Annotated in this window: 13 protein-coding genes; 2 read left to right on the plus strand and 11 right to left on the minus strand. The window is 51.1% G+C overall.

All coding sequences use genetic code 11. The annotated features are described in order from the left end of the window. Window positions 1-53: 53 nt before the first annotated feature. The 6 genes from C8N40_RS17305 to C8N40_RS17330 all read right to left on the minus strand — a co-directional run bounded on the left by C8N40_RS17305 (window position 54) and on the right by C8N40_RS17330 (window position 9450). Complete coding sequence (locus C8N40_RS17305; protein ID WP_108213067.1) at window positions 54-1595, minus strand: sulfatase family protein; 1542 nt, start codon at window positions 1593-1595, stop codon at window positions 54-56. A gap of 42 nt (window positions 1596-1637) precedes the next feature. Continuing rightward, window positions 1638-2027: a BACON domain-containing protein gene (locus C8N40_RS17310; RefSeq protein ID WP_108213068.1), complete on the minus strand. Its 390-nt coding sequence runs from the start codon at window positions 2025-2027 to the stop codon at window positions 1638-1640. A gap of 29 nt (window positions 2028-2056) precedes the next feature. Next, window positions 2057-3877, minus strand: a complete 1821-nt coding sequence (locus C8N40_RS17315; protein WP_108213069.1) for a RagB/SusD family nutrient uptake outer membrane protein — start codon at window positions 3875-3877, stop codon at window positions 2057-2059. Window positions 3878-3888: 11 nt separating this feature from the next. Next, window positions 3889-7329, minus strand: a complete 3441-nt coding sequence (locus C8N40_RS17320; protein WP_211318133.1) for a TonB-dependent receptor — start codon at window positions 7327-7329, stop codon at window positions 3889-3891. A 200-nt stretch (window positions 7330-7529) separates the two neighbouring features. Then, window positions 7530-8702 carry a FecR family protein gene (locus C8N40_RS17325; RefSeq protein ID WP_108213071.1) on the minus strand — a complete coding sequence of 391 codons (1173 nt, stop codon included), beginning with the start codon at window positions 8700-8702 and terminating at the stop codon, window positions 7530-7532. A 160-nt stretch (window positions 8703-8862) separates the two neighbouring features. Next, window positions 8863-9450 (minus strand): RNA polymerase sigma-70 factor, encoded by a 588-nt coding sequence (locus C8N40_RS17330; RefSeq protein ID WP_211318134.1) that lies wholly within the window; start codon window positions 9448-9450, stop codon window positions 8863-8865. A 448-nt stretch (window positions 9451-9898) separates the two neighbouring features. Between C8N40_RS17330 and C8N40_RS17335 the strand changes: the two genes are divergently transcribed. Together C8N40_RS17335 and C8N40_RS17340 are read left to right on the plus strand one after the other, a co-directional pair. Then, window positions 9899-10369, plus strand: a complete 471-nt coding sequence (locus tag C8N40_RS17335) for a JAB domain-containing protein (protein ID WP_108213114.1) — start codon at window positions 9899-9901, stop codon at window positions 10367-10369. A 71-nt stretch (window positions 10370-10440) separates the two neighbouring features. Beyond that, on the plus strand, window positions 10441-11388 hold the full coding sequence (locus C8N40_RS17340) for an ArdC family protein (RefSeq protein WP_108213073.1): 948 nt from the start codon (window positions 10441-10443) through the stop codon (window positions 11386-11388). Window positions 11389-11679: 291 nt separating this feature from the next. On the opposite strand, the gene C8N40_RS22765 is transcribed toward C8N40_RS17340, so the two are convergent. The 5 genes from C8N40_RS22765 to C8N40_RS23390 form a co-directional block, all read right to left on the minus strand. Beyond that, on the minus strand, window positions 11680-11847 hold the full coding sequence (locus C8N40_RS22765; protein WP_170114140.1) for a hypothetical protein: 168 nt from the start codon (window positions 11845-11847) through the stop codon (window positions 11680-11682). Between the two features lie 252 nt (window positions 11848-12099). Continuing rightward, entirely contained in the window at window positions 12100-12759 is a 660-nt protein-coding gene (locus C8N40_RS17345; protein WP_245905166.1) for a cyclase family protein, read from the minus strand. 422 nt (window positions 12760-13181) lie between these two features. Continuing rightward, window positions 13182-14057, minus strand: a complete 876-nt coding sequence (locus C8N40_RS17355; RefSeq protein WP_108213075.1) for an NmrA family NAD(P)-binding protein — start codon at window positions 14055-14057, stop codon at window positions 13182-13184. A gap of 79 nt (window positions 14058-14136) precedes the next feature. After that, a complete protein-coding gene (locus C8N40_RS17360) occupies window positions 14137-14607 on the minus strand; it encodes a helix-turn-helix transcriptional regulator (RefSeq protein WP_342749989.1) in 471 nt (156 codons plus the stop codon). Window positions 14608-14660: 53 nt separating this feature from the next. Further along, a complete protein-coding gene (locus C8N40_RS23390; RefSeq protein ID WP_342749990.1) occupies window positions 14661-14825 on the minus strand; it encodes an HTH domain-containing protein in 165 nt (54 codons plus the stop codon). Window positions 14826-14891 lie beyond the last annotated feature (66 nt).

Here is a 14891-nt window from a genome sequence, read left to right on the forward strand (position 1 = left end):
AGGCTGGTTATAAACTTTTTGTTCTGGCTAAACTTTACAGTTTCAGGGTAATCTTACAGATTCCCGCCCTCTTTGGCTAGCAACTGTTTGGCACCGTCGTCCTCATACTTGTCGAGCAGGCCCTCCAGCTGCTTTTGGAGTTTGGCGGTGATTTTCTCGTAGCCTTTCTTGCCGTAGAGGTTGTTCATCTCGCTCGGGTCCTTCTGCAGGTCGTACAGCTCCCAGCCCTCTACCCTTTTGTAGAAGCGGATAAGCTTGTAGCGGCCTGTCTTAATGCCGAAGTGCGGTGAAACGGAGTGCTCGCCGTTCTCATAGTAATGGTAATACATCGCCTCGCGGCCTTTGGCTTTCTTACTGGTCAGCAGCGGCAGGAACGACTCGCCCTGCATGTCTTTCGGGATGGCCACCCCAGCGGCATCGAGCATGGTCGGGGCAATGTCAAGGTTCATCACAAAATGCTCCGAGGTGGTGCCCGGCTTTACCACGCCCGGGTAGCGCATCACCATCGGCGTGCGGAAGGACTCCTCGTACATAAAGCGCTTGTCGAACCAACCGTGCTCGCCCATGTAAAAACCCTGGTCCGACATGTAAATCACGATGGTATTCTCGGCCAGGCCATTCTTGTCCAGGTAATCAAGCGTGCGGCCGATACTGCGGTCCAGGGAGGCAGCCGTGGCCAGGTAATCGCGCATGTAGCGCTGGTACTTCCACTCCACCAGCTGCTTGCCCTGCAGGTTGCGCGCCATCAGGTCATCGTAAATGGGCTTGTAGTAGGCCGTGAACCGGGCCCGCTGCTCGGCATTCATGCGCACGATGTTGCCTTCTTTCAGGTTATCGTAGTCCGGGTACATCTTCAGGTCATAGCCCATGATCATGGTTTTGTCGATGGTCATGTCCTGCACACGGGCCGCCTCGCGGTTAGTATAGTTGTCGTAGAAGTTGGCCGGCAGCGGGAAGGTTTTGTCATCGAACATGCCCATGTCGTCCAGGTCCGGCATCCAGGTGCGATGCGTGGCCTTGTGGCCAATCACCAGGGCAAAGGGCTTGCTCTTGTCGCGGCTGTCGAGCCACTCCTCGGCCACGTCCTCGGTGATGCTGGTCACGTAGCCTTCGATGCGCTCGCGGCTTCCGTCCATGTTGATAAAGTCTGGGTTGAAGTAGTGCCCCTGGCCCGGAAGGATTTTCCAGTAGTCGAAGCCCTGCGGGTCGCTCTCCAGGTGCCACTTGCCTACCCAGGCCGTCTGGTAGCCGCCTTTGCCCAGTTCCTTGATGAAGCTGTTCTGACTGCCGTCGAAGTGGGAGTTCTCGTTGTCCTTGAAGCCGTTCTTGTGGCTATACTTGCCCGTCAGGATAACGGCGCGGCTCGGCCCGCAAATCGAATTGGTCACATAGGCTTTGTTGAAGGTGGCGCCTTCCTTGGCAATGCGATCGATGTTGGGCGTCTGCATCAGGTTGCCCCCGTAGGCGCTGATGGCCTGAAACGCGTGGTCGTCGGACACGATGATGACGATGTTGGGCCGTTTGGCCGGCTGCTGTGCCAGCGCCGCAAAGCTCCACACAAAAGCCGCCAGGAGTAAGAGTACGTTTTTGGTCATGGCTATACGCATGATTTAATAATTGCTCCTTTTTACTTTTAACTAATTGGGAAGCTGCTCTATCGTTAACCTAACTGGTTCAAGATTAAAAGTTGGGTTAATTGTTATCTCCGCTTTCCGGCTTGCTCCAGTTGTGTTGGGCGCCAGTGTAACCAATACGGTTTGGTTTCCTGAGCCATAAAACTTGGCAGGTTTGCACCACGCTTTGGATTCTTCAGGCACAACCATCCACCAACCGTTTGAACCTGCATTGATAACAAGCTCAATAGTGGCGCCCGAGGCGGGATAAGCCGTCAGTTTATTTTGAAGCTCAACTGTAAAAGCTGATGGTTGCGGCTTTGCCGGCATATCCTCCTTTGCACAGGAAGCGGCTACGAAAAGCAGCAACAGAAGAGGTATGAGCGAGATATAATTTATTTTGGCTCTTTTCATGATCACGTTCGCTAAAATGATGCGTTAAATTACCACCCTGGGTTTTGATTCCATTTGCCGTCCGTCAGGCTAATCATCCTGTCTTGAATGGGTAAGAGATAATCTCTGGACAGGTTGAAACCATACCCATTGGGCAGCACTTCCTGATAAGGGTCAATGTAACGCCAGTCACTCTGCGCATTGCCCGTCAGATAAAAGTTAGTGGATTTCCCTGCAGGGGGGGTGTCAAAATACAGTAGGGCATCCTTATAAAAGCCCGTGGAGGTGTTTTCATCGGCTATGTTGCTTCCGACGAATAAGGCGCCCAGCGGTCTCTTGCCCACAATCAGCTCATCAGCAGCAGCCCAGCGGAAAATATCATCAAGCCTCATCCCTTCAGCCGCAAACTCCACCCGTCTCTCACGACGCACACTCTGAATGACTTTATCCAGGTTCCTGAAAGGGTAATCTGCCTGCCTGTTATATTCCCTGTCAAAGTCTACCGGCGGCATGCCAGCACGAGCTCGCAGGGGCTCCAGTGCACGGGCAACCAGGTCAGGCGACTCCCCCAATTCTGCAAGCGCTTCGGCGTAATTCAGCAACACCTCTGCATAGCGGAACAATATAGCTGGCACAGCACTCTTGAAGTCGTCGAATGTAGCCGACTCACTATTATATTCTATGTATTTGTAGAGCGGGTATCCCGTTGGACTCCGGTTAAACCCGCTTTGGTTGATCGGCGGAAAAGGAGCAACAGCGACACCGGGCTTGATGGGCTTGCCTGGAACAGCTACGGTCTGCGAAAGGCGTGGGTCACGTAGCTCAGGCAGTAGCTCCCTGCCATACTCCGCTTGAGCCTCCGTTCGAACCTGACCAATAAACGGCTCTCCGTCCCTTGTTAGGTAATCATCCACGAGCGAGAGCGTCACACCGATATCTCCTCCACCTGTTGAAAGGTATTTACTGATGCTATGCCCAATGTTTTCATTTGCATCATACTTTCGCCACAGCAGGACTTCGTTGTTTGAGGACAAATCCAACGTCGTGAATAAGTTTCCATAGTCTTCCAGCGGCCGGCCGGTTTGGTAGATAGACCAGCGGCCACCGTTGATTACCTCCTCAGCCGCTAACTTTGCCTGCGTCAGGTAGTTTTTGATTTTATCATCTGTGATCTCCCTGCTCCAAAAGGGATCATTATCCTGCCTATGGTATTTCTGCCAGGTCCCTTCGTAAAGGGCAACCCTGGATTTAAAGGCTAGTGCCACATCCCGATGGACCCGCATGCCTGCGTTCGTACCCATGACAGGCAATAAGGCGATGGCGTGATCGAGGTCTGCTAATATGGAGTCTACGACTACAACACGCGAATCCCTGCTCAGTTCGGTCATCTCCCTGTCAGCCGGCAGGACCGTGTTTACCCATGTTACATCTCCATACTTTTTCACCATGTTGAAGTAAAACCAGGCCCTGAAAAACTTAGCCTCGCCCAAATACTGATCTTTTGCGGCCTGATCCCCGCTTGCATTTTTATAGTTGGCTAAAAAGTAGTTGATCGATCGCACACTGTTATATTCCTGTATGCGGGTGGCATTACTGAGAGCCAAATTGCCATTTAACCGGTTATCAACAGCCGTTATTATCATGTTATCACTGGTTGCATCTGAAAAGGCAATGCCCGCGTTACCCGTTACTCCGGGATGACCGGGAAAACTCTCGTAAAATTGATTGACATAAAGCCTTAATTCATTAGTTGTGGCCAAACCTCCTGAAGTTGAAAGAACATCGAGCGGTTCCCGGTCAAGAAAGTCCTTTTCGCATGAGGCCATGGCAAGCATGCAAAAAGCAAGACAGATTAGTTTTATATATTTCATATTGATCTGCTTTAGAAACTAATGTTGAGTCCAAAAGAGTAGATTTTGTTTAATGGGTATATTTTACCCGGTGCCGCTCCGCCTACAAGCGTCTCGGGGTCAAACATCTTGGCCAGTCTGGTGAAGGTTAACATGTTTTCCCCTGACAGGAACACACTGGCCCTGCTCATTCTCACCTTTTCGACCCATTGGTCTGGCAGGCTGTAACTCAAGGTCAGGTTCTTGAGGCGCAGGTATGAGGCATCCTGCAAGTACCTATCCGATACCTGCTGCGTCTTTCCTACAAAAGAATTGATGGACCCTACCGGAGATGCGTAAGGATTAGGGTAATAGGCGCCGGGGTTCTCAGGGCTCCAGTAATCAAGGTGCTGCTTGAAAACTGTTACCTGCGCTAATGAGCCTGCCCCCCAGAAGTATGCATCCCCCATGGCCGGGGCAAAATCCCGCTTGCCTATACCCTGCCACAGCATGCTCATGGATAGCCTGTTCCAGGTAACCGAGCCGTTCACAGAATAAGAGTAACGAGGGCTACTGTTTCCGATTATCGTCAGGTCTCCCATGTCTCCTAAGCTATTGGCGCCCCGGTTTATCTTTCCGTCACCATTCAGATCCTGATAAAGGACGTCCCCCGGTTTCCAGGGCTGCGCTGACAAATAGGAATGGTCCAGTCGATTAAAGGCATCTGCCTGTTCCACGCTCTGAACAAGCCCCGGAGACCGGAAGCCCCAAATCTCACCGGCCTCTTTTCCTACATACCATGAACTGCTTGGATCATTATTGTTCGGGTTCTGGTACTTGGTTACCACAGATTTATTATCAGCCAGTAATCCACCGAGCGTAAAGGAAACCTTATCGCTAATCTGACCACGCCAGTTTAAGGTAAGCTCCCAGCCCCGTGTACGCAGGTCCGCATTATTGCTCAGCGGCGGGGTGGCTCCATACAGGTCCGCGATGTCAAGGGAAGGGCCTAACATGTCTCTGGTATTGCGCTGATACACATCAAAGCTACCGGCCAGTTGATTGTTGAAGAAGGCAAAGTCTACACCTATGTTAGCGTTTTCCACCTTCTCCCATGTTATAAAGGGATTGAAGGTGCCCGGAACAGTTATGTACGCCTCTCTTCCGTTGCCATAAAACCAGCGGCCTCCACTCCCAATTCCAGGCACTGTTATTCCCATGTTCTCTGCATAGGCATACAGGCCCGCTCCTGACTGGTTACCCAAGAAACCATAGGAGCCACGAATTTTCAGCTGGCTCAACCAAGTAAGGTTCTCAGCGAAAAACCTCTCCTGGTCTAGATTATATCCTGCAGAAACAGAGGGGAAAAAGCCCCATCTGGAATCAGCTGCAAACCTGGAAGAGCCGTCATAGCGGCCGTTTAATTCGAGTAAGTACTTGCTTCGGTAATTGTATGATATGCGTCCGAACCCTCCCCTGGTTGCCCAGTGCGTTCTTGACTCACTGATTACCTGGTTACCCGTCACCAGGGAGATGCCGGGGCGGCTGTTACTTATCAGGTCCTGTGCAGTAGCGGAAAGGCTTTTGAACTCATTGAGCTCCTGTTGAAAGCCCACTAACAGGTCTATACCGTGATTCTCATTTATCGTAAGGCTATAGGAAGAGTAAACATTGGGGGAGATATAGCGGGAGTTGAGCATGTTACGCCCGTAACTGCCTTTTAACGGGATGTTATACTCAGACCTGTTAACGGTAATCGGGGTCCCATCAATCCCATAAATAGTCCCGGGAAGCTTCAGGTTTGTTTGCTCCGCTGTTGATTCCCTTAAGTTTAAATCAAGGGTGATCTTCCAATCCTCTATCGGCTCCAGCTCTAGCCCGGTAAGTATGGCCAGGTTTGTGTTATCCTCCTTGGTTTCTGAGCCGGACTGCAGATAAGGAACCATTGACTGCTCCGACCAATTCCCATTTAAATCATAGGGGGAAACGTTTGGCCGCATACGGGCAAGGTTGTGAAAGAACATATTCTCAAACCCGGCAAAAGGGCTGGTATACATCGACCGGGTGTATTTCGTGTTGGCTTTGATTTTAGCCCAACTTAAGAGCTGCGACGTTACGGTAGCATTTAAGTTATACCGCTTATAGTTAATGTCTGCGTAGCGCAGATTTCCCCCTTCAGAGTAATAGCCGCCTGACACAAAGAACTGGGTTGCCTTGTTCCCCCCACTCATGCTCAGGTTGTGGCTCTGCTTCACCGCATATGGCTTATAGTGTAAAGCAAACCAGTTGGTGTTAGCCACACCGTTTGAGCTGTTTTCCCAGTTTGCGTACGTGTTACTGTTCACCTCTGGGAAAATGGACATACCCGCCGGATTAGTAATATACTGTTCCAGCAGCTTCAATTTTTCCTCGGAATACTGTCTTGTTCCTAGCGCATTGAAGGTGGCTGCGTTAAAATAGTTGGCAAATTCTAAGGAATTGGCCATATCAGGGAGCTTGACAGGCGTGGTGAAACCTACATTATTGGAATAAGATAGCGTTGTCCTTTCTGCACCTCCTTTCTTGGTGGTAACCAGAATAACACCATATGCTGCCCGGGACCCATAGATAGCCGATGCGGATGCATCTTTTAAGACGGAAATGGATTCAATATCATTGGGGTTGACATCAGCCAGCGACATTTCCAACCCATCTACTAAAACATAGGGGTTATCGCCCCCACTTATATTGCCCATGCCCCTTACATTTAGATTATAGCTCTGCCCTGGCTTCGTATTGCCTCCAACGTTCACGTTTAGGCCAGGTACCAGGCCCTGCAGGCTTTGGGTTGCATTTACAACGGGCCTGGCTTCTAAGTCAGAGGCCGAAACCACAGAGACAGATCCGGTCAGGTTCACTTTCTTCTGTGTGCCGTAGCCCACTACCACCACCTCCTCCAAACTGGATGTATTCACCTCTAATTGAATACTGCCCAGATCAGGAGCGGCTTTCACCTCCTTCTTGACATAGCCCAGGAAAGAAATCTCCAGAACGGCATCATCGGCAACGTTCTGCAGAACAAATACCCCTTCTATATCGGTGGCTGTTCCTTTGCTAGTGCCCTTAACCTGAACCGTGGCGCCCGGTAGCGGCTGGCCCTTCTCATCCACTACCTTACCCCTTACATCTATGGGCGGCGTAACCCTGACGGGCTGAACACTCACCACTTCCTTTACCACCACGGTTTTATGCTCGATGGTGTAGCCCAGGGGCTGCCCTGCAAAGGCATGCTGCAGGGCCTCTTGCAGGCTTACACTCCGCACATGCACGCTCACCGGCTTCGCCTTTCGCAGTAGCGAGGCATTATAAAGGAAATCGTAGCCGCTCTGCCGCCTGATCTCCTTGAGCACCTTTTCCAAGGGGGCGCCATCTTCAGACAGGGTAATCGGCTGGGCGGTACTGGCTGCACTCACCTGAAGCAGCGCCGTCAGCAGGAGAAGGCATGTCAGCCTCATGATTTTCATCGCGCTGCTCCTCGCGCAGGGAAGCCTGCGTGAGCTAAATGTGTAAAGTTTCATACATTTGCAGTTAGGGTTAACATTGTGATAGTGATACAAGAAAACTTATCCGGTGAGACAGCCCTTTCACAGGCCGGAGGTGTTGCGAGCGCCTCCGGCTTTTTTGGCAGCCTGACCATTAATAAAGCTAGCTAAACTCAAGGCATAACGATTACCTTCTTCCCCTCTACCTTAAACCTGACATTACTTGCCAGCTCCAGTACCCGGAGGGTCTGGGTGATGGTTTTGGAGCGAGACACCACGCCGCCGAACTTGATGCTCCCCACGTCCCCCTGGTACTCTACCTGCACATCATACCAACGGGCCAGCTCGCGCATGATACTCTCCAGATCCTCATCATTAAACATGAAGTAGCCGCTCTTCCAGGCTACCGCCTCGTCAATGTCCACTTGCCGCACCAAAACAGCGCTGCTGGCCTGGCTGACAAGCGCCTGCTGCCCAGGGGCCAGCAATTGCGGGCTGCTTGCCCTGTCAGCCGACACCCTGACAGCCCCTTCGAGCAAGGTCGTGCTGATGAAGGCCTCATCTGCATAGGCATCAATATTGAAGTGCGTGCCTAGTACCTCTACCACCTGCCCCCTGCTCTCTACCACAAAAGGCATATCCGCATTTTTTTCCACTTCAAAGTAAGCTTCCCCTGTCAACTCAACTCTGCGCTGTAACCCCGTGAACCTGGCAGGGTAGCGGAGCGAGGAGGCTGCATTCAGCCACACCTTACTCCCATCCGGCAGCACCACCTGATACTGGCCACCCTTAGGTGTTTTGATGGCATTATAGGCATTTGCCTCCGTTACGACGTTGCCTGAAGCAGGCCCAACAACCGCATAAACCAGCTGCCCGTCTGCCGCCTTGCTGATCCTCACTCCCGGTTGCTTGGCCAATTCGCCCTCTGCAGCATCATCCAGGATGATTTCAGAGCCATCGGCAAGTGTCAAGGTTGCCTTGCTACCATCTGGGGAAGTATCACGTACCGTATCCGGCGCGGCTACTTGTGCCACAACCGGCATGTCCTTGCTTTGCCGAACATAAAGCATCAGAACTGTGGACAGGAACGCTATGAGTAAAGTAGCGGCCACGCCCAGACGCAGTGGAGAGAACACTTGCTTTCTCTGTCGGCGCTTTATCTCCTCTGATATCCTGCCATGTATCCTCTCCCGTACTTCGGACTCCTCTCCCATCTGAGCGGAATCCCACCCCTCTCCCCTTTCCTGAAACTTCTCGTAAAGACGGAACAACAGCCTCTCCTCCTCCGCGCTTGCTTTCCCGGCAAGGTACCTGTCCACTAATTCTAAGAATTTTTCCTTATCCATCTTGGATGTTTATTATATGTACCACAAGTGGAGGCGCACCCCCAAAGCGAAATGAAATTTTTTTATACTATTTATAGCAGGAAGAGAACTGCACACACGTTGGCTGTCAAAAGGGATAATTATTCAGAGGAGGAATGGGAGGAAGAAAGGAGAAAGCCGTTCAAAGCCACCAGCCGACCAAGACAATGACTGTCCGCAGGATGAAGTCCCCCAGTACTGCACGCAGCCGGCGGAAGGCAATGGTTAACTGGTTCTCAACAGTCTTGGGGGCAAGGCCGAGGCGTTGCGCGATTTCCTTCGTAGTCAGGTGCTCCATTCGGCTCAGAAGAAAAACCTGCCGGCACTTTTCGGGCAGGCTGCTTACCCCCTCGTCGAGCAGGTTGCTGATATCTTGTTGTATCAATGCGTTTTCGCCCTGGTTACCGACACTGAGTTCCTTCACTTCAAGGAATAAGCTCTCCCTGATCTTACCTAACCGAATTACTTTAAATACTTGGTAGCGAACAGAGGCGTACAGGTACGTGCTCAGGGAGCCAATTTCCAGGCTATCCCTCCTGAGCCATAGGCTTACCAATACCTCCTGCACAATATCCTCTGCGGCTTGCCTATCCCGGAGGATGTTAAAGGCAGCCATGTACAGCTTGGACCAGTACTTTGCATATAGCACATCGAAGGCAGCACAGTCATCTGCACGAATAAGTTCGAGCAGCTTCTCATCGGGCCACAATTGAATACCATCGCTGTGCATTGCATATATAGTAAGATTTAATAATAAGAAATTAATATGCAACATTCAATGCTTTCCCAATAAAAGTGTATACAGGGTCGCGGAAGGATTGGGCGCTCTCGCTGGCTGCGCGCCCGGAAGGCATGCGGCGCCAAGACGAAGCACGTTCCTACAAGTTCCCAGGGCCTACTGCCTAACTTTTGTGACTCACCTCAAGGAGCGGCAGGCAGTCCCCACATCCTATCCCCTAAGCCACTCCGACACAAAAGTCCATCGTCATTCATTCCGGTACAAAGGTAGCCTTGCGGTCCAGACACAGGTCCGCTACGCCAAGGTCGTCCAAACAAAATGGGTATCCACCCCTGGGCGGACCCTCCGCATTTTCTTTGGCTCCACCTTGCCTTCAGTCCGGCTCCGAAGGCGGCGGGGGCACCATAATCAATTCTTCTCACTCTAAAACCAGATGATTATGGAAAAGACCGTTAACACCTCCGCCCTGCCAAGAGTAGCCGAAGTCAAGCTCTCCTACCGCAACCGCGTCAAGCCCTCAGAGCGCCCGCAGGTCACCTGCTCGGCTGATTCCTACCAGGTGCTGAAAGAGGGCTGGGACAAAAGCAAGCTCGAGTTCGTCGAGCAGTTCAAGGTGCTGCTCTTAAACCGGGCCAACCGCGTGCTGGGCGTCTACGAGCTCTCCACCGGCGGGGTCTCGGGCACCGTGGCAGACCCCAAGCTCGTCTTCGTGGCCGCCCTCAAGGCCTGCGCCTCGGCCGTCATCCTCTCCCACAACCACCCCTCGGGCAACCTCACCCCCAGCCAGGCGGACCTGCAGCTGACCAAGAAGACAAAGGCCGGAGGCGAGCTGCTCGACATCGCCGTGCTCGACCACCTCATCCTCACCAGCGAGGGCTATTACTCTTTAGCAGACGAGGGGCTCCTGTAGCCCCTCGTCTCTTTTAACAGGAAGCCATCGCACTTCCAGAAACATTTCGTCCACCACTTAAAACATCCATTATGAACGCTTACCAGAAACTCCACCAGCTCGCCAGCCAGGTGACAGACCAGGTCATCGCCGAACTCCTGAAAGGAAAGGCCATCTGGCAACAGCCCTGGGGCTCCTATGGCCTGCCCAAAAACTACTTCTCCGGCCGTGCTTATGAGGGCTTCAACGCCCTCTACCTCCACTTCCTCACCGAAAGGCGCGGCTTCACGGCCCCGTACTTCCTCACCTACCGCCAGGCCCGGGAGCTGGGCGGGCACGTGCGCAAGGGGCAGCAGGGCATGCCCGTCGTCTACTGGAAAGTGTACGGCGCCAAGGCCGGGGAGGAAAACCAGCCGGACGCTTCCGCAACACCGGAGGAAAGCACCTCCCGAAAGCTTGTCCCCTTCCTGTGGACTGTGTTCAACATCGACCAGGTGGTGGGGGTGGACTTTAGCCTGCCCGAGATCCCCGACAGAAGCGCCCACCAGTGCATCGCCTCCTGCCAGCAAGTGGTGGAGGGCTTCCCTGCCCCGCGCCCCTGCATCCGCTTCGGAGGCGGGCAGGCCTGGTACGCCCCGGCCCTGGACATGGTGCGGGTGCCCGAGCTCAGGCGCTTTGCCTCCCCCGAGGCCTTCCACGCCACGCTCTTCCACGAGCTGGTGCACGCCACCGGCCACCCCTCCCGCCTCAACCGCTTCTCAGAGGGGGAGCAGGCCGGCCGCTTCGGGGACGAGGCCTACAGCAAAGAAGAGCTCGTGGCCGAGATGGGGGCCAGCTTCCTCTGCGCCTACACCGGCATCCAGGAGCAGGTCTTCCACAACTCGGTAGCCTACCTGCAGGGCTGGGTCAGCAGGCTCCGCGATGACAAGACGATGCTCCTCTACGCCGCCGGTAAGGCCTTCAGGGCCGCCAGCTATATCCTGGGCCTGGAAGCTGCGTCTGCGAGCAAGGCACCGCCTGGGGAAAAAGGGGCTGCCTGAGGCTAAGGAAATGGAGCACTCTGGTACCAACAATTCAGAAGCAAGAGTAGCTGCAAATACGCTTGGAAAGCTACAGACATTCGCTTCAATAAATCCTGATTCCCTTGTCTGTAGTATAGTCATCAAAAATAACAGCCGGGGAGCCCTCTGAAAAGAGCAGTTCCCCGGCTGTACTGTTGTCCCCTCTCCCGGCAATCCCCTATGACGTAGCTGTTTCCTGGAAAAAAGGACGTGACACTAACGACACACAATTAACAGATAACAGAGTACCGTGGGCGCAGCCGTATTGCCTTAGAATATCTGAGTTCCGTCTATCTGCCCCGCAAAACGGAAAGCATAGTAATTACTGGCAGTCCTAGTGCCCAGGTTGGCGAACTCCGTTGAGGCCGTCTTCGGATATCCTTTGTAATAACTCAGGCTCTCCACTTCAGTATACATCCCATCTGCTGTTTGAAGCATGATGACATTTGTTCCGCTAAACACTTTTTGGCAGTTTAGCCATTGCTCTTACTGGGAATGTCCCAACTCCTTTGAATTTAGGCGGAACAGCACTGAAAGTAAAGCCATTATTGGGCAATAAATCAAGATTACACAGGTGCTCAACAATTAAAATCTCTGCTCCCAGCAGAGTCGTCTGAACAGGTCTTGTTTTTCCTAAAGTACTGTCAATGTTATGTGAGTCAATCCCGACTAATTTAACATTACAGTCTTTTAAAATTTCGCTGCACCTTCTGTCAAATAAGGATGGTTTTCGTAATATTTTTCTGTATTCCAATTACTGTCCCAGCCTGTGTGAATTAGAACCGCTCTGTTTCTGATCTCGTGGTTTTTAAAGTGTTCTTCCGTTATTTCTAAAGTCTCTGAATACGGAACACGAATTACGATTGCATTAAGGTCTGTAAAACAATCTAATCCAACTTCTGAAAGGTCCTTTCCATTCTCAAATTTATGAAATGGGCAGTCAATATAAGTTCCTGTGTTTGTTACCATTTCAGTTTTACCAATGTGAAATTCAGTCCCCTCAGTATAGTATTGTTTTGAGTTTTCTCTGCCTAAATAATCGCAAATGAGCGGTGCTGGTAACCCTTTATAAGTTACAAGTCCATGTTCGATCGTGTGACTCAAATCAATAAATACGCCATTCCCTATTTTCTCATTAATGGGTTTTCTTTTATGAGGCTCGGTCAATATTTCTTTATTCAGGATTTTAGTTTCTCCTACCATCAGAAGTCTTAAATCTTCGACAATAAAGTCCGAAAGCTCTTTATCAGGGATATCGTCGCCCAGTATGTCAAGACGAAAGTCTTCACCTTTTATGCTTCCACCGTTCGTAAAATATATTCCGAAGTCAAATTTTACTCTTTTGTCCAATTCTCAATTATTTAAATGTTCTGTGATGCTGTGTCGTTCGTTTACAATGCCCGCCAGCGTACTTAGCTTTGCTGTGACGCAGTTACCACTTTCGAACTCATTCCAGGTAGGGGGGCAGGTTCTCAGGATAAGTAGGAAACCCAGGCATCTCTGCCGTTAAATTGGAGTTAGTCAGCCAATCAAATATTTTTTACCTGTCAGCTGGTTCCGCTGGTCTAAGCAATATACTCTCTGAATTCATTAGTCTTTCCATAAATAATTGCCAGCAATTTCGTGTGGTAATTTACAACAGGTGCTGCCAACAGCCCTCCCATGTAGACTGCGCGGGCTTTCATATACTCCTCTGGTAGCCAACCGCTATCCTGGCCAGGAGCCGCTACCCACTGATGAAGTACTTTCTCCGCCATCGGCTATAGGCAAGATTAACGGGTCATGCTTTGAATTTTCAGTTGTTCTTCCATATACACTTCCAAAGTCGTTGGAAGTTTTAGGGCGTCCCCTGGTCGCTCAGGCACAGTTTTATGATAAATAACGGCCTGCGTCATATCCATAAGATTGCGTGCCGTGTTCTCCGTAAAACCGACTGACAGGAGCGTTTCTTTCCACTGAGCATTTGGAATGGATTGAACAGCTACATTTTTATGTAGCAATGCTGAAAATACACGGGCTACGTCACGCGCACTGTATTTCTGGGGGCCTGTCAGTTCGTATATCTTTTTGCTCTCTGACGATGTGATGGTCGACATCACATGGGCAATGAACTTTGCCAGGTCAACCGGGGAGTTCATGTCGAGGTGTAGGTCATCGGGGAAAAACGAAGGCAATACCCCATACGTCTGAGCCGTTTCCAGATAACCCAGCCAATTGCTGAAATAATAGGAGGGCCTGACAAACACTTGTTCTACCTCCAAGCCCTCAAAACCCTGCTCCAGGATACGGGACATCAGGATGTTGCCCGTGCTGCCTTCAACATGCGCCCCAATACAGGATAATCCTACCACCCTCCGTATCCTGGCTTCCTGGATGGCCTTTCTATAATTAGCCACAATTTGTTTGGTCTCCCCGATTATGTCGCTTGATGCTGGGCTCTCAGGGGTTAGAACGAAGACGGTAGTTCCGCCTTTGAATGCTTTTGTAAGTTGTTCAGCATCGAACAGATTTGCTGCTTTGGCTTCGATAGTTTTGGCTTTCAGCTCGGTTGGTTCTCTGACCACTGCCCTCACAGGATAACCGCTACTTTTAAGTTCGCTGATAAGATAGGAGCCGACTTGTCCTGTTGCACCCACGATGATGTTCATACACTTTGTCTTAAGGTTGATGATGCCGCTAAACTAAAGTGGCCTTGCGACAACAGTATGTCAGGGGTGGGGAAAAAAATCAGTAATGCCTGTCGAAGTATTCCTGAAGGGTCATTTCATGAGGCGTAAATGATTCAGTGAGTACCTCCACTTTCTGCATCCTGTCCAGGCGGAAAAATCTGAACTCATGGCGTAAACGACACCAAGCCAACAGCAACCAATTTCCCTGAGTGCTTACCAAAGCAAAAGGCTCCACCGTTCTGTCCGAGGCTAGGTTAGCTTCGTTCGTGTACTTTATCGTGGTTAGGCAGAAGTTGGTTAAGGCAAATTGCAGAGCAGCTAGATTGCTGCTTGTTCTTTTGTTTTCTGCTTTCTGGAAGATCCGTATCCTTTCAGAAAGCAAATTGGCTTTATCTTGAAGGCTGTGCTTTAAAACGGCTTTGACTTTTGCGATGGCTCCCGAATAGGCTTTGACAAAGGAGTCGTCACTATTTTGCTGAACCAGCTGCTCTGCTGTAACCAATGCATTGGCTTCACTTTCGCTAAGCATGACAGGCGGAAGTCTGTAATACTCCGAAATGGCATATCCCTTCCCCTCCTCCATTACAATGGGAACGCCTGTTCCAGTGCTTTTATGTCCCTGTAAATGGTACGGGTGCTTACAGCATATTTCTCGGCAAGTTCGGAGGCAGTCAAAAGCCGCCGGGTCTGCAACTGGGTAAGAATGGCAGTCAGTCTTGAAATCCGTTTTTTGTAGTTCTCAGCCATTTCTCAATTTTTGTCAGGATACAAGTTATCAATTGCAGACCTGCCGGCGTTTGGGTAGTGCCTGAG

The organism is Pontibacter mucosus (assembly GCF_003054055.1).
GTDB lineage: Bacteria > Bacteroidota > Bacteroidia > Cytophagales > Hymenobacteraceae > Pontibacter > Pontibacter mucosus.